17 protein-coding genes and 1 tRNA gene are annotated in these 19528 nt (G+C 68.5%); 13 read left to right on the top strand and 5 right to left on the bottom strand.

Annotation, left to right across the window (positions count from 1 at the left end):
- Positions 1 to 1335, top strand: coding sequence for a M1 family metallopeptidase (locus tag N1027_RS09510; RefSeq protein WP_259507210.1), 1335 nt, complete (start codon positions 1 to 3; stop codon positions 1333 to 1335).
- A gap of 38 nt (positions 1336 to 1373) precedes the next feature.
- Here N1027_RS09510 and N1027_RS09515 read toward each other — a convergent pair whose 3' ends face one another.
- Positions 1374 to 2087 (bottom strand): 4'-phosphopantetheinyl transferase family protein, encoded by a 714-nt coding sequence (locus N1027_RS09515; RefSeq protein ID WP_259507211.1) that lies wholly within the window; start codon positions 2085 to 2087, stop codon positions 1374 to 1376.
- Positions 2088 to 2200: 113 nt separating this feature from the next.
- On the opposite strand from N1027_RS09515, the gene N1027_RS09520 reads away from it, so the two are divergent.
- Both N1027_RS09520 and N1027_RS09525 read left to right on the top strand, forming a co-directional pair.
- Entirely contained in the window at positions 2201 to 4102 is a 1902-nt protein-coding gene (locus tag N1027_RS09520; RefSeq protein ID WP_259507213.1) for a cell wall-binding repeat-containing protein, read from the top strand.
- A 37-nt stretch (positions 4103 to 4139) separates the two neighbouring features.
- Entirely contained in the window at positions 4140 to 4874 is a 735-nt protein-coding gene (locus N1027_RS09525; RefSeq protein ID WP_259507215.1) for a VIT1/CCC1 transporter family protein, read from the top strand.
- A gap of 123 nt (positions 4875 to 4997) precedes the next feature.
- Here N1027_RS09525 and N1027_RS09530 read toward each other — a convergent pair whose 3' ends face one another.
- Positions 4998 to 6095 carry an LLM class flavin-dependent oxidoreductase gene (locus N1027_RS09530; protein ID WP_259507217.1) on the bottom strand — a complete coding sequence of 366 codons (1098 nt, stop codon included), beginning with the start codon at positions 6093 to 6095 and terminating at the stop codon, positions 4998 to 5000.
- Between the two features lie 154 nt (positions 6096 to 6249).
- Between N1027_RS09530 and N1027_RS09535 the strand changes: the two genes are divergently transcribed.
- Together N1027_RS09535 and N1027_RS09540 are read left to right on the top strand one after the other, a co-directional pair.
- Complete coding sequence (locus N1027_RS09535; protein WP_259507218.1) at positions 6250 to 10035, top strand: AAA family ATPase; 3786 nt, start codon at positions 6250 to 6252, stop codon at positions 10033 to 10035.
- A 44-nt stretch (positions 10036 to 10079) separates the two neighbouring features.
- On the top strand, positions 10080 to 10286 hold the full coding sequence (locus tag N1027_RS09540) for a hypothetical protein (RefSeq protein ID WP_259507219.1): 207 nt from the start codon (positions 10080 to 10082) through the stop codon (positions 10284 to 10286).
- 3 nt (positions 10287 to 10289) lie between these two features.
- Here N1027_RS09540 and mscL read toward each other — a convergent pair whose 3' ends face one another.
- The 3 genes from mscL to N1027_RS09555 are packed head-to-tail and all read right to left on the bottom strand — an operon-like array spanning position 10290 to position 11672.
- Positions 10290 to 10712: a large conductance mechanosensitive channel protein MscL gene (mscL, locus tag N1027_RS09545; protein WP_259507220.1), complete on the bottom strand. Its 423-nt coding sequence runs from the start codon at positions 10710 to 10712 to the stop codon at positions 10290 to 10292.
- 9 nt (positions 10713 to 10721) lie between these two features.
- The gene (locus tag N1027_RS09550; RefSeq protein WP_259507221.1) at positions 10722 to 11045 is read right to left on the bottom strand and encodes an FmdB family zinc ribbon protein; all 324 of its coding nucleotides are present in this window, start codon (positions 11043 to 11045) and stop codon (positions 10722 to 10724) included.
- 42 nt (positions 11046 to 11087) lie between these two features.
- Positions 11088 to 11672, bottom strand: coding sequence for a 5-formyltetrahydrofolate cyclo-ligase (locus N1027_RS09555; protein WP_259507222.1), 585 nt, complete (start codon positions 11670 to 11672; stop codon positions 11088 to 11090).
- Positions 11673 to 11758: 86 nt separating this feature from the next.
- Here N1027_RS09555 and galU point away from each other — a divergent pair, with 86 nt between their 5' ends.
- The 8 genes from galU (at position 11759) to N1027_RS09595 (ending at position 19480) form a co-directional block, all read left to right on the top strand.
- Positions 11759 to 12649 carry a UTP--glucose-1-phosphate uridylyltransferase GalU gene (gene galU / locus N1027_RS09560; RefSeq protein ID WP_259507223.1) on the top strand — a complete coding sequence of 297 codons (891 nt, stop codon included), beginning with the start codon at positions 11759 to 11761 and terminating at the stop codon, positions 12647 to 12649.
- 55 nt (positions 12650 to 12704) lie between these two features.
- Entirely contained in the window at positions 12705 to 13358 is a 654-nt protein-coding gene (locus N1027_RS09565; RefSeq protein ID WP_259507225.1) for a GNAT family N-acetyltransferase, read from the top strand.
- 298 nt (positions 13359 to 13656) lie between these two features.
- Complete coding sequence (locus tag N1027_RS09570; protein ID WP_259507227.1) at positions 13657 to 14631, top strand: hypothetical protein; 975 nt, start codon at positions 13657 to 13659, stop codon at positions 14629 to 14631.
- A gap of 142 nt (positions 14632 to 14773) precedes the next feature.
- Positions 14774 to 15655 (top strand): SDR family oxidoreductase, encoded by an 882-nt coding sequence (locus tag N1027_RS09575; RefSeq protein ID WP_259507230.1) that lies wholly within the window; start codon positions 14774 to 14776, stop codon positions 15653 to 15655.
- A 67-nt stretch (positions 15656 to 15722) separates the two neighbouring features.
- A complete protein-coding gene (locus N1027_RS09580; protein ID WP_259507232.1) occupies positions 15723 to 17066 on the top strand; it encodes an acyltransferase family protein in 1344 nt (447 codons plus the stop codon).
- A gap of 29 nt (positions 17067 to 17095) precedes the next feature.
- Positions 17096 to 17171 (top strand) — tRNA-Ala (locus tag N1027_RS09585).
- 103 nt (positions 17172 to 17274) lie between these two features.
- Complete coding sequence (locus N1027_RS09590) at positions 17275 to 17799, top strand: cell wall-binding repeat-containing protein (RefSeq protein WP_259507234.1); 525 nt, start codon at positions 17275 to 17277, stop codon at positions 17797 to 17799.
- A 94-nt stretch (positions 17800 to 17893) separates the two neighbouring features.
- A complete protein-coding gene (locus N1027_RS09595; RefSeq protein ID WP_259507235.1) occupies positions 17894 to 19480 on the top strand; it encodes an MFS transporter in 1587 nt (528 codons plus the stop codon).
- Positions 19481 to 19528 lie beyond the last annotated feature (48 nt).

Raw genomic sequence — 19528 nt, forward strand, 5'->3', positions numbered from 1 at the left:
ATGGCAGCCAATCTTTCCTCACCTTTTCTGGGTGCCGCATCGGCCGGTGACGACTATCTTCCGACGAGCGGCAACGGTGGCTACTCCGTGCTCGATTACGATCTCGATCTCGACTACCGGGTGGCCACGAACCGGCTGAACGGGGTCGCGATCATCCGGGCGCGCACGACGATGCCGCTCGAGCGGTTCAGCCTCGATTTCGCCGGGCTCAGCGTGGTGAAGGTCACCGTCGACGGAGAGCGGCCGCGCAAGCTCGCCGAGACGCCCCGCAAACTCGTCATCACACCCGAACGGCCGCTCGCCGACGGCGCGGAGTTCACCGTGGTGGTGCGTTACCGAGGGGCGCCGCATCCGATCCGCAGCCCCTGGGGCGAAGTGGGCTGGGAAGAGCTCGCCGACGGCGTGATCGTGGCCGGGCAGCCGAGTGGAGCGGCATCCTGGTTTCCCTGCAACGACCACCCGAGCGACAAAGCGCTCTACCGCATCACGCTGACGTGCGAAGCCGGCTACACGGTGGTATCGAACGGGCCGGTGGTGTCGCGGGCCAACCGTTCGGGGCGCACCATCTGGACCTTCGAGATGCGGCAGCCGATGGCGACCTACCTCGCGACGGTGCAGATCGGCCGCTACCGTTCGCGATCGGTCGCGTCGGAACCGGTGCCGCAAACGCTGCATTACCCGCAGGCGCTCGAACGCGAGGTGGCGATCGACTTCGGCCAGGTGCCCGACATGATGGCGTTGTTCTGCCGGCTGTTCGGACCGTATCCGTTCGACTCCTACGCGGTGGTGGTGACGGCCGACGAGCTCGAGATTCCGCTCGAGGCTCAGGGACTCGCGATCTTCGGCCGCAACCACGTCGACGGTCTGCACGGCACCGACCGGCTGATCGCCCACGAACTGGCGCACCAGTGGTTCGGCAACTGCCTGACGCTGGCACGCTGGCGTGACATCTGGCTGCACGAAGGGTTCGCGTGCTACGCCGAATGGCTCTGGGCCGAGGCGAGCGGAGGCAAATCCGCCGACGCCAACGCCGCGGCACACCGCACCCAGCTGAGCACGCGACCGAAAGACATCGTGATCGGCGATCCCGGCCCGCAATCGATGTTCGACGACCGGGTGTACAAGCGGGGGGCGCTCGCGCTGCACGCCATCCGTCGCACCCTGGGCGACATCGTCTTCTTCGACTCCCTCCGCGCCTACGTGGCAGAGTGCCGCTTCGGGCTGGTCTCGACTGAAGACTTCGTGGAGATCATGGAGGCTCGCTCGGGGAGCGATCTCGTGGGGCCGATCGTGGAGCGGTGGGTTTACGGGAAGTCGCTGCCCAAGTTGACGTGAGCGTTCTTACGCCCTGAACGCCGGTTCGGCGCGGTGCACTAAGCGCAATCGGGGGACAGCTGCTGCCAGCGGATGCGCAGAGTTGCGTGAGTAGTGACGGCGACGTGTCCGAGGAGGCCGGCTGCGGCCAGCGGATGCAAGGTCACGGGGCGTTCGTCAAAAGGGCCTGCTGGACGGACGATCGGCTGACCCTCGGCGCTGTGGAGGTCGAGGTGCACCTCGCGCGGATCGGTGGCGAGGCCGGTGCCGGCCGCTTTCAGCACCGCCTCCTTCGCCGACCAGGCCAGGGCGCGCATCCGGTCGATCGCAGCGGGGCCGTGGGCTTCGTCGATCATGCGGAGCGCGGCTCGTTCGCGGGCGTCGAAGGCGACGTCGTCGAAGGCTGCTGCTCGCACAGCATCCAGCGACTCGATGTCGATGCCCATGGGGCCGGCGAGGGTCGCGGCGAGCGCGACCCAGCCCCCGGCGCGGCTGAGGCTGAGGTGCACGCCCGGGATGGCCCGGCCGTCGGCGGTCACGAGCATCGGCCGACCGTGGGCGTCGGAGCCGCACACGGCGCAGTGCTGGGCGATGGTCAGGGTCGGCGCGGGAGGCGAGTCGTGCGGTGGAGTGGTCGGGACAGGTGACCTGGCCAGGGTGGCGAGCGCGGCGAGGCAGCGGTGGTCGGCCGCGCGGTCGCCGCGGTCGGGCACGAGGGCGATGAGCACGTCGGTGGGGCCGGGATCGGAGAGGGAGGGTACGGGTCGTGGCATGGCCTCCGGCTCGCCTCCTCTGCTCGCCACGAGCGTAGCGCGTGGGAAAGCACTGAAAGTTCACCGCGAAGGAATGTCCAACAGCTGTCGATCGACGCTAGCATCGCGGAGTGATGACGAAGTCGACGCTCGCGAAACCCCTGACCGGTCTGCTCGGCGCCTTGCTCGCGATGGGGCTGGTGGCCGGAGGCGCGGTGGGCACGGCGGCGGCCGACGAGCCCGCTGCTCCGCCCGCGCCGAGCGACGCCGCGACCCACGCTTCGGCAGCGCCAAGCGACCCCGCGACCCACGCTTCGGCAGCGACGGATCCAGCGAGCCCTGACCCGTCCGACGGGGAATCCGCCGATCCTGCCACCGACGTCGCCGGCTCCAGCGGGGCCCCCTCCACGTCCGTGCCGCACGATTTCGAGCTGTACCTCGCCGCGGGCAGCGTCGCCAGCTTCCGTGCCGGAGACATCATCAGCGATGCGAACATGTACAACGGTTTAGCGATGTCGATCGGTCAGGTGCAGGCTTTCCTCACCCAGAACGTTCCGGCCTGCGACAACGGCAATTGCATCGACATCAAAGTCTTCTCGGCGAACGCCGCCCAGCCGGCCAACGCCGACTGCACGAAGTCAGTGCCCGCGGGGCTCACCTCCGCCGCCGCGATCATCGCCACCGTCGGCGATGCCTGCGGAGTGAGCCAAAAGGCCCTACTCGCCCTCATCCAGAAGGAGTCCTCGCTCATCGGCAACTCTGCCCCGGGCAACGACATCTACGACCACGCGACCTTCTACGGCTGCGACGACACCGGCTCGGGCTGCAACTCCGCCTACAAGGGCTTCTTCAAGCAGGTCTACAACGCGGCGCAGGACCTGAAGAACTCGCAGCTGCATCCGCCGGCGGCGTTCCCGGTCGGTCAGTCGACCGACATCGACTACAACCCGAATCCCGGCTGCGGCTCGGCTCCGGTTGTCATCCGCACCGTCGCCACCGCAGCGCTCTACGACTACACGCCCTACCAGCCGAACCCCGAGGCCAAGGTGCCCGGCAGCGACGGCAATGGTTGCTCGAGCCTCGGCAACCTCAACTTCTGGTTCGTGTACACGGACTGGTTCGGGTACCCGCACATCGACGTCGACCGCATCCAGGGCGCCGACCGCTTCGCGGTGGCGGTCGCGATCGCCGAGCAGGCGTATCCGAGCGGCACGAAGACGGTCTACCTCGCCACGGGCACCGGCTACGCTGACGCCCTCTCCGCCGGCCCTGCCGCCGTGCAGGATGACGCGCCCCTGTTGCTCACCCTGCCCGACGCCCTCCCTACCGCGGTCTCGGATGAGATCACGAAGCTCAAGGCCGAGGCCGTGGTGATCGTGGGGGGCCCTAACTCCGTGTCATCGGCGATCGAGTCGCAACTCCGGAACAGCGGGCTGAAGGTCGACCGCATCGGTGGCGCCGACCGGTTCGAGGTGTCGCGGAACGTGGCGCAGCATGCGTTCGCGAACGGCGCATCCGGGGCCTACGTCGCAACCGGTCTGAACTTTCCCGACGCCTTGAGCGCCAGCGGCGCCGGCGGACACAACGGCATGCCGGTGGTGCTCGTGAACGGAACCCTGTCGAGCGTCGACGGCGACACATCCGCTCTGCTCAAGACCCTGAAGGTGAAGAACGTCACGATCGCGGGTGGCCCGAACTCGGTCTCCTCCGGCATCGCGTCGACCATCGCGACTCAGACCGGCGCCTCCGTCTCGCGGCAATCGGGAGCTGACCGCTTCGAGGCGTCCCTCAACATCAACAAGGCCGCCTACGGCACGAGCGACCGCGTATTCCTCGCGACCGGGCTCAACTTCCCCGATGCGCTCGCGGGGTCGGCCCTGGCCGGCGCGAAGGGCGCACCGCTCATCGTGGTGCCCGGCAATTGCGTGCCCGCGAACGTCAAGGCGAGCTTCAAGTTCTTCGACAACACACGCGTCACCCTGCTCGGTGGACCGAACTCGCTGAGCGATGGAGTGTTCCGCCTCACGAACTGCTGAACCCCGTTGCCCCCGGCGCCTGTGGTTGGCTGGTGACATGTCAGCGACACAATTTCCCGGGGCGCCGGGCCACCCCCACGAACCGCACGTCGAGGGTCTCGCGAGCCGCCTGAACTGGCTGCGCGCGGGCGTGCTCGGGGCGAACGACGGCATCGTCTCGGTGGCGGCGATCGTGGTGGGGGTCGCGGGGGCGACCGCATCCGTCGCTCCGATCCTCACGGCCGGCATCGCGGGCCTGGTGGGTGGAGCGATCTCGATGGCGCTCGGCGAGTACGTGTCGGTGAGCAGCCAGGCCGACAGTCAGAAGTCGCTGATCGCGAAGGAGCGTCAGGAGCTCAGCGAGATGCCCGAGGAGGAGCTCGCCGAGCTCGCCGGCCTCTACCAGCAGCGCGGGCTGAGCTCCGAGACGGCGCTGCAGGTGGCGAAGGAACTCACGGCGCACGACGCCCTCGCCGCCCACCTCTCGGCCGAACTCAACATCGACGCTGACGACCTGGTGAGTCCGTGGCAGGCGGCCGGTGCCTCGGCGCTCGCGTTCACGGTGGGGGCATTGCTGCCGTTCCTCTCGATCCTGCTGTTCCCGGCCGAGATCCGGGTGGCGGCGACGTTCGTGGTGGTCATCGTGGCGCTCATCCTCACCGGGGCGGTCAGCGCCTGGATCGGTGGTGCCCGCATCTGGCGCGCCACCCTCAGGGTCGTGATCGGAGGCACGCTCGCGCTCGCGGCGACCTTCGCGATCGGCACGCTGCTGGGAACGACGGGCGTCGTCTAACGGGTGGCGCATCCGTTGTCGAGGGCGAGCTGTAACGCACGATTTGCGTGGGAGTGGTGCCCTCTACGGGGTCGGTCCCACGCAAATCGTGCATTACGGCTCAGCCGCGCCGCCGCGGTCGCGTTACGCGGCGAGCTCGGGGAAGCGGGCCGCCAGCAGCTCGAGCGCGCGCTCGCGAGAAGGCGTCGTGTCGAGCGGATCGGCGGCCCACGCGCCGCCCACGGGCGACACCATGACCTCGTCGACCCCGTGCTTCTCAGCGAGCGAACGGATGCGCCCCTCCACCGACTCGGCCGTGCCGATCAGCCAGAGCCGCGACTGCTCGAGCACCGACTCCTGCTCCGCGACCGTCAACTGGGTCGTGCGCGCCTCGTCGATGGTCAGCTGCGGGGTGAGCGCCCCGCCCGTACGGAGCCGCGCCATCGAGATGAGCTGCGGCAGCGTCACGAGCTGCGCCTCGTCGTCGGTGTCGGCCACGGAGACGTTCACCGTGAGGAAGGTCTTCGGGGCGGCCAGCGCCTCTGACGGCTCGAAGCGGCTGCGGTAGAGGTCTAGCGCCTGGTCGATGCCCGGCTGGCCGAAGTGGTTCGCGAAAACGAACGGCATGCCGAGGCTCGCGGCGAGTGTGGCGCTGAAGTTGCTCGATCCGAGCAGCCACATCTCCGGGGCGGTGCGGATGCGCGGGGTCGCTTTCAGCTCGTACGCGCGGGCCCGGATGTTCAGGCCCACGCCCGGCTGGTCGTCTTCGCCGAAGGGGCCGCTCGCGGTCGCTCGGTCGGAGCCGAGCAGCGCGGCCACGGTCTCGACGTCGGTGGGGAAGGTCTCGGCGGGGTCGGCGTCTGTCGTCGTGCGCTGACCGCGCAGCATGTAGGAGGTGACCGGATCGGAGCCCGGCGCGCGCCCCAGGCCCAGGTCGATGCGACCCGGATGCATCGCCTCGAGCAGGGCGAACTGCTCCGCGATCGAAAGCGGCGCGTGATTCGGCAGCATGACGCCGCCTGAGCCGAGCCGGATGCGCGAGGTCTGCGCCGCGAAATGGGCGATCAGGGTCGACGGCGACGTGGATGCCACGGCGGGCATGTTGTGGTGCTCAGCCACCCAGAACCGGGTGAAGCCGAGCCGTTCGGCGGTGCGCACGAGCGCGAGGCTCGCGGCGATGGCATCGCCGGAGGACTGGGCGGTGCGGACGGGGATGAGATCGAGCACGGAGAGCTGAGTCATGACCCTCTTCTCAGCCCTGTGCGCACCCGGATTATTCCGTCCAGGCGCGTCAAAACTGTGGTTTGCAGCATCGATTCAGGCGGAATTCCGCGCAAGTTTGCGAAACTCGCGCCGATTGACGGCTATTCCAAGCCTGCGCACGTACTGTGGCGATGTGTGGCGTGCCGATAAGAAACGAGACTCAGACGAAACGTCGTCTGCAGCTGACTCCGTCGAGTCGGCTTGGGGTCGCAATGGCCGGTCTTCGTCCAACAGCCCGATAGGCCAGGTGTTCTCGACGGAGAGCCTCGTCGAACCGACCCGCGACCGCTGGCGCGGCGAGATCGCGTCGCTCGGCGGTGAGTCGCCGCTTGTGGTGTTCGACGATTCGGCGCGCTCGCGCATCGAACTCAGCACCACGCATCCGGGCGGCCTCGCGCAGTTCATCACCGGGAACGCGACGCTGCTGTCGAGCCTCATCCGTGACGAGCTCGCCCTCCGCAACGCCCGCATCGCCGCGGGCGCCATCACCGACAAGGGTGTGGAGCTGCGGAGCGTGCGGGGCATCGATTCCGTGCACCTGGCGATCGGCCTGGCCGAATGGCGGGGCAAAGCGAGCGACGCCGACGACGCTCCCGAGAAGCAGTTCCGTGCGCCCGTGCTTCTGCGCCCCATCTCGGTGCGCCGCTACGGCCGCGACTTCGAGCTGAAGCTCCGCGGGGTGCCGTTCGTGAATCCCGAACTCGTGCGCGTTCTGCAAGACCAGTTCCAGATCAGCGTCGACCGCGATGCACTCATCGCCCTCGCCGCCTCGAATGGCGTGTTCAAGCCGCAGCCGGTCATCGATCGTCTGCGCAGCCTCACCTCGCACCTGCCCTGGTTCCAGGTGCAGCCGCGCCTCGTGGTCTCCACTTTCGCCGATGTGGCGGGCGGGATGCTCGCCGACAGCGCCGACATCTCGCATCCTGTTCTCGACGCCCTGGCCGGCAACTTCGCTGCCCGACGCGCCGTGCAAGACGGCTACCACCCGGTCGACCCCTCACCGCAAGACCACCGCGCGCCCTCGACCGACACTCTGCTGCTCGATGCCGACAGCGAGCAAGAGAACGTGATCGCCCAGATCTCGGGTGGCAACTCGCTCGTGGTCAAGACCTTGCCGGGCACAGGCGGCACGCAGACCATCGTGAACGCCATCGGCGCCCTGGTGGCCCAGAACAAGCGCGTGCTCGTGGTGAGCCCGCGCCGGCTCAGCCTCGGTGGCATCAACCGTCGGCTGTCGGATGTCGGGCTCCCCGGCGTCGCCGTCTCGCCGCGCACCTTGCGGCGCGACTTGATCCAGTCGATCGGCCGCAACGAGAAGGCCCAGCAGCCACGCGTCGCCGATGTCGACGAGGCGCTCGTGCGTCTCCGAAGCGTGCTGCTCGACTACCGCACCTCGATGTCGCGGGTCGATCCGCTGCTGAAGGTCTCGGTGCTCGACGCGCTGCGCGAGCTCGCTCGTCTGGCTCTGCTGCCGAACCCGCCGGCCACTACGGCGCGACTCGACCGCGCGGCGCTCGAATCCCTGGCCACCGGCCGGGGCAAGGCCGCCAAGACGCTCAGTCGGGCTGCCGAGCTCGGCCAGTTCCGTTACGGTCCCGACGACTCGCCCTGGTACGGCGCCCAGTTCTCGTCGAGCGACGACGCCCACCGCGCCCATCAGCTCGCGAAGCGCCTGAACGCCACCGATCTGCCGCGCCTGCTCACCGGCGCCTACGAGCTGATCGGCCAGACCCGGATGCGCCCGTTCACCTCTCTGAACGAGCTCGGCACCTACCTGCGCCTGCTCGCCGACCTGCGGGAGACGCTCGACAAGTTCCTGCCCGTGGTGTTCGACCGCTCGCTCACCGATCTGATCGCCGCGACGAGCCCGCGCCGTGACGCACCGCAGCTGTCGTCGACCTCCCGTCGTCGCCTCAAGGCGCTGGCGAAAGAGTACGTGCGGCCCGGCGTGCACGTGGGCGACATCAACGACGCCCTGCGGCGCATCCAGCAGCAGCGCACGCTTTGGTACCGGTTCGCGGCCGCCGGCATCCCGCCGGAGATCCCGGTCGGCATCAACGACGTGCAGGTCGCGTTCCAGCGGGTCACCGAAGACCTCGCGCAGCTCGACCTGCCGCTCGGCACCGTCGGCACCGCCCGCCAGCTCGCCGCTCTGCCGATCGATCAGCTCATCGGAATGGTCGAGGGCCTCGCCGCCGACTCCGAGGTGCTCGCGAACCTGCAGGAGCGCACGTCGCTCCTCGACTCCCTGCGCGAGCATTCGCTCGACCCGCTCATGGTCGACCTCTCCAACCGCCACGTGCCCGAGGTCGGCGTCGCCGACGAACTCGAGCTCGCCTGGTGGCAGTCGGTGCTCGAGATGATGCTCGCCGACGACCGGGCCCTGCTCGGCGCCAACACCGGCGTGCTCGACCGCCTCGAAGGCGACTTCCGTCTCGTCGACGAGGCGCACGCCTCCATGAACGGGCAACTGCTCTCCTGGCAGCTCGCCGAGACCTGGAGCGTCGGCCTGGTCGACCACCCCGACGAGGCGGCGGCGTTGAAGGGACTCCTCCGGTCCGACCGCGTCGATTCGTTCAGCCTGCACGAGGCTGCCCCGCACCTCGGCAAGGTGCTCGCTCCGGTCTGGCTCGCGTCGCCCTACGAGGTGTCGCAGATCACGGATGCGATCACCTTCGACACCGTGATCCTGGTCGACGCGGGAGCCACGACGCTCGCCGAGAACGTCGGCGCCATCCGTCGTGGCCGTCAGGTCGTGGCGTTCGGCGATCCCGTCACGCAGACGCCCTCGCACTTCGAGATCGCGATCCGTCCGTTCGAAGAGCAGCGCGTGCGCTCGGCGGCGGATGCGACAGCGGTCGATGAGCTGCACTCCGAGTCGGCCCTGGCCCGACTCGCCGACATCGTGCCGACCCTCTCGCTCACCCGCAGCTACCGGGCCGGCGGCGAAGACCTCGCCGAGCTCGTGAACCACCGTTTCTACGGCGGCAAGATCGACTCCCTGCCCTGGGCCGGAACGTTCCTCGGGCACGGTTCCCTGGCGCTGCACTACGTCGAGGGCCGCGGCGGCATGCCCGACTCCGAGACCGGAGCGGTCGAGAGCGTCGACGCCGAGGTCGATGAGGTCGTGTCTCTCGTGCTCGACCACGCAATCAACTACCCGCGCGAGTCGCTGATGGTCATCACCGCCTCGCCGAAGCACGCCGTGCGCGTGCAGCAGGCCGTGCTCGCGGCGTTCGCGAAGCGCAGCGACCTGGCCGACTTCATCCTCAAAGAGCGCGCCGAACCGTTCATGGTGGCCACGCTCGAGCAGTCCGTCGCGCAGAGCCGCGATCGGGTCATCTTCTCGGTCGGCTACGGCAAGACCGCGCACGGACGGGTGCTCACCAACTTCGGCGGGCTCGCTCGTCCCGGTGGCGAGCGACTGCTCGCGGTCGGTATGACGAGAGCCCGCCGATCCATGGACATCGTGTCGTGCTTCAACCCCACCGACATCGACGAAGACCGCATGAACTTCGGAGTGGTCGCCCTGCGGCAGATCCTGCAGGAGGCCGAGAACGGGCCCACCCCCGACACCTTCTCGAGCCCCGGCGACGCCTTGCTCATCGACCTCGCCCGTCGACTCGGTTCACGCGGGTTGGATGTCGCGTTCGAGCACCGTGGCAAGCTCACCCTGGTGGCCTCCCACGACGGCCGCGCCATCGCGATCGAGACGGATGCGGTGGTGCACTCCACATCGCTCCGGGAGTCGCTCCGGCTGCGCCCCGACATGCTCCGCCGCCTGGGCTGGCACTACCTCCGCGTGCACTCCTTCGAGCTGTTCGCGAACCCGGAGGCCGTCGCCGCTCGCATCGCGAACGTCATCGGCGTGCGGGAGCTCTCCCTCGTCGAGACCTCGCCCATCCACGTGCACATCTGAGCGTTCTTGACGGTTCGGGCGCAGCACTCGCGTAGGGTTTCTGCGTGACCGTACGCAAGACCGGCAGCCGCCGGGCCTCCACCGACCCCGTGCCGGGAAGCGACCCGACGCCTCAGTCGACGCCCGAGGGCACGCCCGTGAAGGCATCCGAAGACACCGACGAGGCCTGGGGCGACCGCGGGCCCGGTTCACGCCCCAGCACGGGGCCGAACGACGACCGCCTCAAGCGAGACGTGCCGCCGCACTGGTGAGGGCTACGGCGTGGGGGTGTTCTGGCGGGCCAAGAGGTCGCGAATCTCGATGAGCAGCTCCGTCTCGGTGGGCGGCAGCTCCTCTTTCGACTCCTCGATCGACTCCGCGGGAGTCTTCTTGATGGCGAAAGCCGCCCGCTTCAGGTGGTTGATCGGCAGCACGAAGACGAAGTAGACCACGACGGCGACCAGCAGGAACTGGATGAGCGCGCCCAGCACCGATCCGAACTTGATGTCGGAGCCGTTCAAGGTCACGACGGCGACGTTCTCGAGGTCGCTGGCGTCGAAGATCGCGGCGATCAGCGGGTTGAAGATGTTGGTGACGATGGCGTTGACGACGCCGGTGAACGCGGCTCCGATGACGACGGCGACCGCCAGGTCGATCACGTTTCCGCGGAGGATGAACTCTCTGAATCCCTTGAGCATCGCTCCAGCCTAGGGCGCAGCCGTCTTGGCCGGCGAACTCGGAGCGGGCGTCGAGGGCGCGCTCGGAGTGCTGGTGGACGAGCCCGACGACGACGACGAATCCGACGACGAGGAGCCGCCGTTCCCGTTCGCCGACCCGGAGCCCGAACCCGGCTTCGCCCGCGAATCGGTGCGGTAGAAGCCTGAGCCGTTGAAGGTCACGCCCACCGGGCTGAACACCTTGCGCAGCTTGCCGCCGCAGACGGGGCAGTCGGTGAGGGTGTCATCGGTGAACGACTGCTGGATGTCGAACGCGTTCTCGCATTCCGTGCAGCGGTAGGAGTATGTGGGCAATGAAGCCTCCGTGGAGATAGAGCGTCGAGGCAGGAGCTGCGCTCAGTGGGCGAATCGGATGATCCGCGTGGGGGTGACGGCGCCGTTGACGGGCGCGTCGTGCAGCTCGCGCGGCACGTCGTCAAGGATCTCATCGTCGAAGACGACGGCAAAAACGGGTGGGCAGTTCTCCATCGAGCCGAGGGTGCGGTCGAAGTAGCCGCGGCCCCAGCCCATGCGGGTGCCGCGCCCGTCGACCGCCGACGCGGGGATGAGGATCAGGTCGGCGTCGTTGATCGCGATGGGGCCGAGGATGCCGCCCACCGGCTCGGGCAGGCCGTACAGCCCCTCGGTCTCGGTCTCGCCGTCGCCCTCGGCCCAGTCGAGCAGGCCGTCTTGCCGGGCGATCGGCAGCAGCACCCGCCGGCCGTCGGCCCGCGCCCAGTTGAGGAAGGGGCGCGTGTTCGGCTCGAACGAGGTGGACAGGTAGGCCGAGATGGTTCGCGCATCCGTCTCCCGCGCGAGGGTGATCAGGTTCTCGGTGAAGCCGAGGTTCGCGCTGTCGACGACATGGGCAGGACGGGTTCGGCGGCGTTCACGCAGCTCGGCGCGCAGTGCCCGCTTGGCGTGGGCAACCTCGGAGGTCATGCCAGCAATTGTAAGTGGCTGAAGATGACGGAGGTGTTTCGGCGCTGGCAGTTCCCAGCCATCAAATCTGGATACGCTTGACCCTCATGGGGACACATCTGACGAAAGCAGTCATTCCGGCGGCGGGCCTCGGCACACGCTTCCTTCCGGCCACCAAGGCGATGCCGAAGGAGATGCTCCCGGTCGTCGACAAACCGGCCATCCAATACGTCGTCGAAGAGGCGGTGGATGCCGGCCTCAACGACGTGCTCGTGGTGACCGGGCGCAACAAGGCGGCCATCGAGAACCACTTCGACCGGGTCACCGAACTCGAGTCGACGCTGGAGCAGAAGGGCAAAGGCGACATGCTCCGCGTCGTCAACGAGTCGACGGCGCTCGCCGAGATGCATTACGTGCGGCAGGGCGATCCGCTCGGCCTCGGCCACGCGGTGCTGCGGGCGAAGATGCACGTCGGGCACCAGCCCTTCGCCGTGTTACTGGGTGACGACATCATCGACGCCCGAGACCCACTGCTCAGCCGGATGCTCGAGGTGCAGGAGGCGCGCTCGGCCACGGTCATCGCGCTCATGGAGGTCGATCCCTCGATGACGCACCTCTACGGTGTCGCGTCGGTCGAAGCGACCGATGAAGACGACCTCGTGCGCGTGACCGGCTTGGTCGAGAAGCCCGAGCAGGGCACCTCGCCCTCGAATCTCGCCGTCATCGGCCGCTACGTGCTGCAGCCCGAGGTGTTCGAGATCCTCGAGAACACCCCGCCCGGAAAGGGTGGCGAGATCCAGCTGACGGATGCGCTGCTCACCCTCGCCGACGACGTTTCGATCGCGGGCGGCGTCTACGGCGTCGTGTTCGGCGGCCGTCGCTACGACACCGGCGACAAGCTCGACTACATCAAGGCGATCGTGCAGCTCGCTGCCGAGCGTGACGACCTCGGCCCGGAGCTGCGCCCGTGGCTGAAGGGATTCGTCGCCGGGCTGTAGGGAGCGGCCCATCCGGGCACTCTCATCACCTCGTGACGCGGTAGTGTTCGAGCAAATGTTTGTGCCCACACTCTCCGAGGGTCCGATCGCGATTCGGCCGATTCGCGTGCGCGATGCCAAGCCGCTCGAACGCGAACTCATCGAGAACCGTTCGTGGCTGCGCAAGTGGGAGGCGACGAACCCGAACGGGCCGATGTCGTTCGACACCCGGGCGAGCATCCGCTCGTTGCAGTCGAACGCCCGGGCGGGGCTCGGACTGCCGTTCATCCTCGAGTACGACGGAGAGCTCGCCGGGCAGCTGAACGTCTCGTCGATCAGCTACGGCTCGGTGGCGTCGGCATCGATCGGGTATTGGGTGTCGGAGCGGTTCGCCGGCAAGAACATCACGCCCGTCGGGGTGGCGCTCGCGGCGGACTACTGCTTCTACTCGGTGGGCCTGCACAGGATCGAGATCTGCATCCGTCCGGAGAACGCGCCGAGCCTGCGCGTGGTCGAGAAGCTGGGCTTCCGCTACGAGGGGTTGCGGCGGCGGTACATCCACATCAACGGCGACTGGCGCGACCACTTCTGCTTCGCCCTGGTGCGCGAGGAGCTGCCCGTCGGCGTGCTGCGCCGTTGGCGCGAGGGCCGGGTGCCGGTGGGCGACGGTGCGGTGCCCGAGGCGGAGCGCATCGCGGCGCTGCGGCCCCTGCCGGTGCAACCGCGGTAGAAGCGGGTACTGCCGGATTGCCTGTGGAATCGCGGGTACCGCCTCGCCACATTCTCCGCGATGCGCCGGCCTGCGGCTGTCGCGTCGCTCGCTGCTCGCGCCGCCGCTGCTGCGGCGCGAGGCGACATGTTCGCGTGAGGTCGCTGACGCGGCCTCGCGCTCACCCTGGGTCGTCGAGCGCGGCCCGCGGCTTCCACTCTCGTGCCCTAGGGGTAGCTCGTGCCAACTTCGCCACCAGAACCCCAACACGCGCCACCTGTGCCAGCCTGCCGCGGCTCATCGCCCCTACCGTAGGGGCATGACCACAGAATGGCTCGGCGGAGGCTTCATGATCGCCCTCGCGGCGATTCTGTGGCTCGCCTACCTCATTCCCTCGTGGTCCCGTTCGCGGCAATACCTCGCGACCGAGCGCAACGCCGTGCGGTTGCAGCAGACCTTGCGCATTCTCGCCGAGACCTCCGAAGTGCCCGAAGAGGTGCGCATCGAGGCGAGCGCGCGCAGCATCGCCGAGCAGGAACGCATCCTGAAGCACCGTGCCGTCGAGCGGGAAGCGGCTGCCATTCCCGCGGCCGTTCGCACCGCCGACCGGCTGCGCCGCTCCCGGGCCATCACCGCGGGCGTGCTCGCGCTGTCGGTCGCGGTGGCCGTGCTGGGCGGCATGCAGGCCGTCTACACCGGGGCCTGGATCATCCTGGTCGCCGGCGTCATCGCCTCCGTCGTGAGCATCACCGTGCTCGTGAAGCTCGCGCGAGCGAGCCGCGGACTGCGCCTGCCGCGGCCGGTCGTCGCGCTCGTCGCGCAGGAGTTCGTCGACCATGCCGAGGGTGACGTCTCCGATGTCGATGACGCCGCGGATGTCGCGGTCGAAGAATCCACGGTGCCGGACAGCGGCTGGGTTCCCGTGTCGGTGCCGCGCCCGCTCTACCTGGGCCGCGCATCCGCTGCCCCGCTCGGGCTCGAGGATGCGACCTTCGAGCCGGACGAGTTCGAAACGGGAGTCGCAGCGATCGCGATGGTCGAATCACCCGTTCCGGCGGCTGTCGACGACCAGCACCGCGAGTCACTCCTCCGCGCCGCTGCCGAGGCCGAGGACGCACTGCGCTCCCGCCTCGCCGCCGAGCACGAGACGGTGGCCGAGTTGCCCGTCGCGCGCGAGGTCGAGCCGGTGGCGCCGCCCGCTCCATCGCGCTTCGCCCGCATGGGCATCGTCGACGACGACACCGCGTCGCACCTCGACCTCGATGCCGTGCTGGCCCGCCGCCGCGCCGGCTGACCTCTCGTCGATTCGCCAATTCTTGTCGGAATCCGGCGGCCGGTAGCGGCGTGTCTTGGCGATTCGGCGCGGGTGCCCACCCGTTGCCGACGGGGGAGGGGCGGCGTAGCGTGGAAGGGGCATCCGAGCGAGAGGGGTGACCATGGGCGAGGTCGACGAGAATCCGGTGACGAAGTACTCCGCCGAGGGGTTTCCCAAACAACAGCAGGACCAGCCGGGATTGATCGGCAAGACCGACCCGCGCCCCGATCACGGCGAAGAGAGCTATGTCGGCACCGGTCGCCTGCACGGGCGGCGCGCTCTCATCACGGGCGGCGACTCCGGCATCGGCCGAGCGGTCGCCATCGCCTACGCGCGCGAAGGCGCCGACGTCGCCATCTCCTACCTGCCCGAGGAGCAGGAGGATGCCGACGACACCGCCCGCTGGATCCGTGCCACCGAGCGTCGAGCCCTGCTGCTGCCCGGCGACGCCCAGGACGAGGACTACTCGACCGGCCTCATCGACCGCACGGTCGCCGAGTTCGGCGGTCTCGACATCCTCGTGCTGAACGCCGCCTACCAGGAGAACCGCGACGGCCTCGAGAACGTGCCCACCGAGGAATTCGACCGGGTCTTCAAGACCAACCTCTACTCGATCATGTGGATGGCGCGCACAGCCATTCCGCACCTGAAGCCGGGTGCGTCGATCATCGTCACGTCGTCGATCCAGGCCTTCCAGCCGTCGCCCGCCCTGATCGACTACGCGATGACGAAGGCGGCGCAGGTGGCCTTCGTGAAAGCGCTGGCCCAGCAACTCGGCACCCGGGGCATCCGCGTGAACGCCGTGGCGCCCGGCCCGGTCTGGACGCCGCTGATTCCGGCCACCTCCTGGCCCGACAAGCTCCCCACCTTCGGGCAGGACACCCCGCTCGGCCGCGCGGCGCAGCCTGCCGAGCTCGCGCCGGCCTACGTCTTCCTCGCCTCACCCGAGGCCTCCTACGTGTCGGGCGCCATCGTTCCGGTCACCGGCGGGAAGCCGCTCTGAGCGGGCGATCCGCCCCCGCGCCGACATATGCCGGTGCAGACATGAGTCATCTTCCTATGATGACTGCATGAGCGACGACGCTGCGATCCGGATGCCGGCACCACCCCTCAGGGAGACGTCGCGCGCCGCCGCGAGCGCCTCGTCGATCGATCTCTCGAAGCGTGATCTCACCCTCGACCTGGCGCGGGTGTTCTGCGTGCTGCTCGTGGTGGTCATCCACCTGCTGATGGTGGGTGTCGGCTTCGGGCCCGACGGCGCCGTCGAGGTGTCGCGGCCGCTCGAGTCGCAGTGGTGGTTCGCGCCCGTTACCTGGGCCGGGCAGATCATGCCGCTGTTCTTCGTGGTGGGCGGCTTCGCGGCCATCACTGCGTGGCGCAGTCTCACCCGGCGCGGTGGCACCGCGGGCGACTACGTGCGTAACCGCGTGTTGCGGCTCGCCCAGCCGGCGCTCCCGCTGTTCGTGTTCTACGCGGTCGTGATCGGTGGCGCACGCGTCGTCGGCATCGATCCGCAACTCGTCGACCTCGCCGTGGTGGGCGCCGCCTCCCCGCTGTGGTTCCTCGCGGCGTACACGCTCTGCCAGGCGCTCGTGCCGCTGATGGTGTCGTGGCACCTGCGGGCGCCACGGGCGACCCTTTTGGTGTTGCTGGCCGGCGCCATCGTCGTGGATGCGCTGCGCTTCGGCACAGGGATCGACCAGATCGGGCTCGCCAATCTCTTCTTCGTCTGGTTGCTCGTGCAGCAGCTCGGCTTCTGGTATGCCGACGGCTGGTTCGCCGCGCGCCGCTGGTGGACGCTCGTGGCGATCGCCCTGGTGGCCTACGCAAGCCTCGTGCCGATGACTTTGTGGGGGCCTTACGCCGACGACATGCTCACCAATCTCAACCCGCCCACGCTGCCGCTGGTGGCTCTCGCGGTGGCGCAGGCGTGCATCCTGAAGCTGTTGCGGCCGGCGCTCGCGAAGCTCATGAACACGCACGCGGCGCGGGCGTTCGTGTTCGTGATCGGTTCGCGGCTCATGACGATCTATCTCTGGCACCTGCCGGTGATTCTGATCCTCTCCGGGGTGGCGCTGCTGATCCCCGGGGCGAGCCCCGCCCCCGCGAGCCTGGCCTGGTGGTGGACGAGGCCCGTGATGTTCGTGCTGGTGATGGCCGCCGTGTTCGGGTTGTCGTTCCTGGTCGGACGCTTCGAGGCGCCACGCGAAGTGGGCGTGACTCCGCCGACCGGCGTGGTGGCGCTCGCGACCGTGCTGGCCTTCGTGCCGCCGTTCCTCGTGATGGAATTCTTCATGGATCTGCCCATCGCGATCATCGGCAGCGTGCTGCTGTCGGCCGCGATCCTGCTGCTCGGACGGTGGCCCGCGGGGCGCCCGTCGCCCAGTTCGCGTTCGGCAGCTTTTTCGTCGTAAACTGTCTGGGTTGTCGCGAAAGCGTCAGCGGGGCTATGGCGCAGTTGGTAGCGCGTCTCGTTCGCAATGAGAAGGTCCGGGGTTCGAATCCCCGTAGCTCCACCACCACGAAAGCCCTCGGATCGGTGATCCGGGGGCTTTCGTTTTCTGCGCTCGTCGAGGTGTTTCCCATCGATCCACCGCACCCCGGCGCCGCACGGCTGCCCCGGTGCCCGGCGAAGCGCCGGCGACCGGCGCCACGGAGCTGCTGAAATCCGACGGCAAGACCTACAAGGTCTACCAGTACGAGGGCGCCGACCGATACGAAGTGGCGGTCAACGTCACGATGGACAGCGTCGGCGACGTGGTGCCGGTGCTGTACATCGCGAGCGGCGAGAACTACCCCGACGCCTTGAGCGCCGGCCCGGCCGCGGCCCATCCGGGTGGCGCGCTCCTGCTCGTCTCGCGGGACAGCATCCCCGAGATCACGCGTCAGGCGATCGTTGCCCTCCAGCCGCAGAGGATCGTCGTGGTGGGCGGTGTCAACACCGTCTCCGCCGGCGTCTACAACCAGCTCGCGACGCTGCAGCCCGCGACCGTGCGTCTGGCGGGTGCGGATCGCTACGAGGTGTCGCGGAACGTGGTCGACTACGCCTTCTGTGACATCGCTCCGGGTGCCGAGGCGACCACGTGCGCCGGCGACTCCGACGACATCTTCCTCGCGACGGGCAGTATCGGCTTCGCCGTGCGCTAAGGGATTCCCGCGGGCGCGGGCGAGACGGGGAGCACCTGAACTCATCCGTTCGACGTGATGCGTGCTTCTTCTCTGCCTGCCTACCCTCACCGGTATGAGCACGCCTGGCGCGGTTCCAGTGCGGTTCAACGGCAAGCTGGCGCTGCTGTTGGCCATGGCGATGTTCGTGCTCGTGGTCGACACATCGATCATGAACGTCTCGATCTCCGCCGTGGTGCGAGACATCGACTCGACGGTCAGTGGGGTGCAGTCGGCGATCGCGCTCGAAGCGCTCGTCTCGGCCGCGTTCATCCTCATCGGCAGCAAGGTGGGCGACCTCATCGGGCGCAAGCTCGCCTACATCATCGGTCTGCTCTGCTACGCGGCGGGGGCTGTGGCGATGACACTGGCCCAGTCGCTCCTGCCCGTCATCGTGTTCTGGGCCGTGATCGGCGGCATCGGGGCCTCGCTGTTGCTGCCCTCGATGCAATCCCTCATCCACGGCAACTTCGAGGGGGCCGCGCAGGCCAGGGTCTACGCGACGGTCGGCGCCTCGGCAGCGATCGCGGCCGCGGTCGGGCCGCTGATCGGGGGCTTCATCACCACGTTCCTGTCGTGGCGGGTCGCGTTCGCTCTGGAGGCGCTGGTGATCGCCGTCGTGCTGATCGGCATCAAGCTGGTGCACGACGTTCCTTACACCGGCTCCCGGCAGGTCGACGTGGTGGGCGCCCTGCTCTCGGTCGTGGGTATGGGCGGAATCGTCGTGGGCATCCTCGTCTGGCAGGAGGGCGGAGGAGCCGTCGGCGTTCTGCTCGCCGTCGGCGCGATCGGGCTCGGCGGGTTGGCCTACTGGTTGATCCGACGCAAGCGCCGGTCGAAGGCGACCTTGATCGATCCGGACCTGTTCCGGTCGAAGCTGTTCCGGCTGGGCGTGACCGGGCAGACGATGCAGCAGATCGCGCTCGGGGGCACCATGATCGTGCTGCCCATCTATCTGCAGATGGTGCTCGGCTACAACGCGCTCCAAGCGGGCTTGTCGATCGCGCCGCTGTCGCTGAGCATGTTCGGCGTCGCGCTGCTGGCCGGAAAACGCGTGGGCCGGCGCCGACCGGCCACCCTCATCCTCTGGGGGTTCCTGCTCCTCACGGTGGGCCTCGTCATCCTCATCCCGCTGGTGCCGCGGGCGGATTCCGGGTGGTGGCTCCTCGGCCCGCTGATCGTCTCGGGGGCGGGGCTCGGGCTGCTGGTGTCGCAACTGAACAACTACACCCTGTCTCCGGTCTCGGATGAGCGGGTCAGCGAGGCGGCGGGCGTGAATTCGGCCGCCGGTTCGTTCGGACTGTCGTTCGGTCTCGCCTTCGCCGGCGCGATCATGCTCGCCTCACTCTCGCTGATCTTCACCTCGCTGGCGATGGACAGCGAGGTGCTGCCTTCCGACGAGAAGCAACAGGTCGCGCAGGTGCTGGAAGAAGACGCCGAGATCCTCTCCAACGCTGCCCTGGCCGACCTTCTCGTCGGCCAACCCGACGACATCAAGGCTGAGATCATCCGCATCAACACCGAAGCGCGGCCGATCGCTCTGCAGATCGCTCTGTTGATCCCGATCCTGGCCGGTGGGGTCGGATTGCTCAACGGATTCCGGATGCGTCGACTACCCGACCCGAAGTCAAGCGGCACCGGGGAGGGTGTTCTGGCGGCGTGACGGCGCCCCGGCACCACATCCCTGACCGAGTTCACTACAGTGAGCGGT

This window comes from Herbiconiux aconitum, from assembly GCF_024979235.1.
Classification (GTDB): Bacteria; Actinomycetota; Actinomycetes; order Actinomycetales; family Microbacteriaceae; genus Herbiconiux; species Herbiconiux aconitum.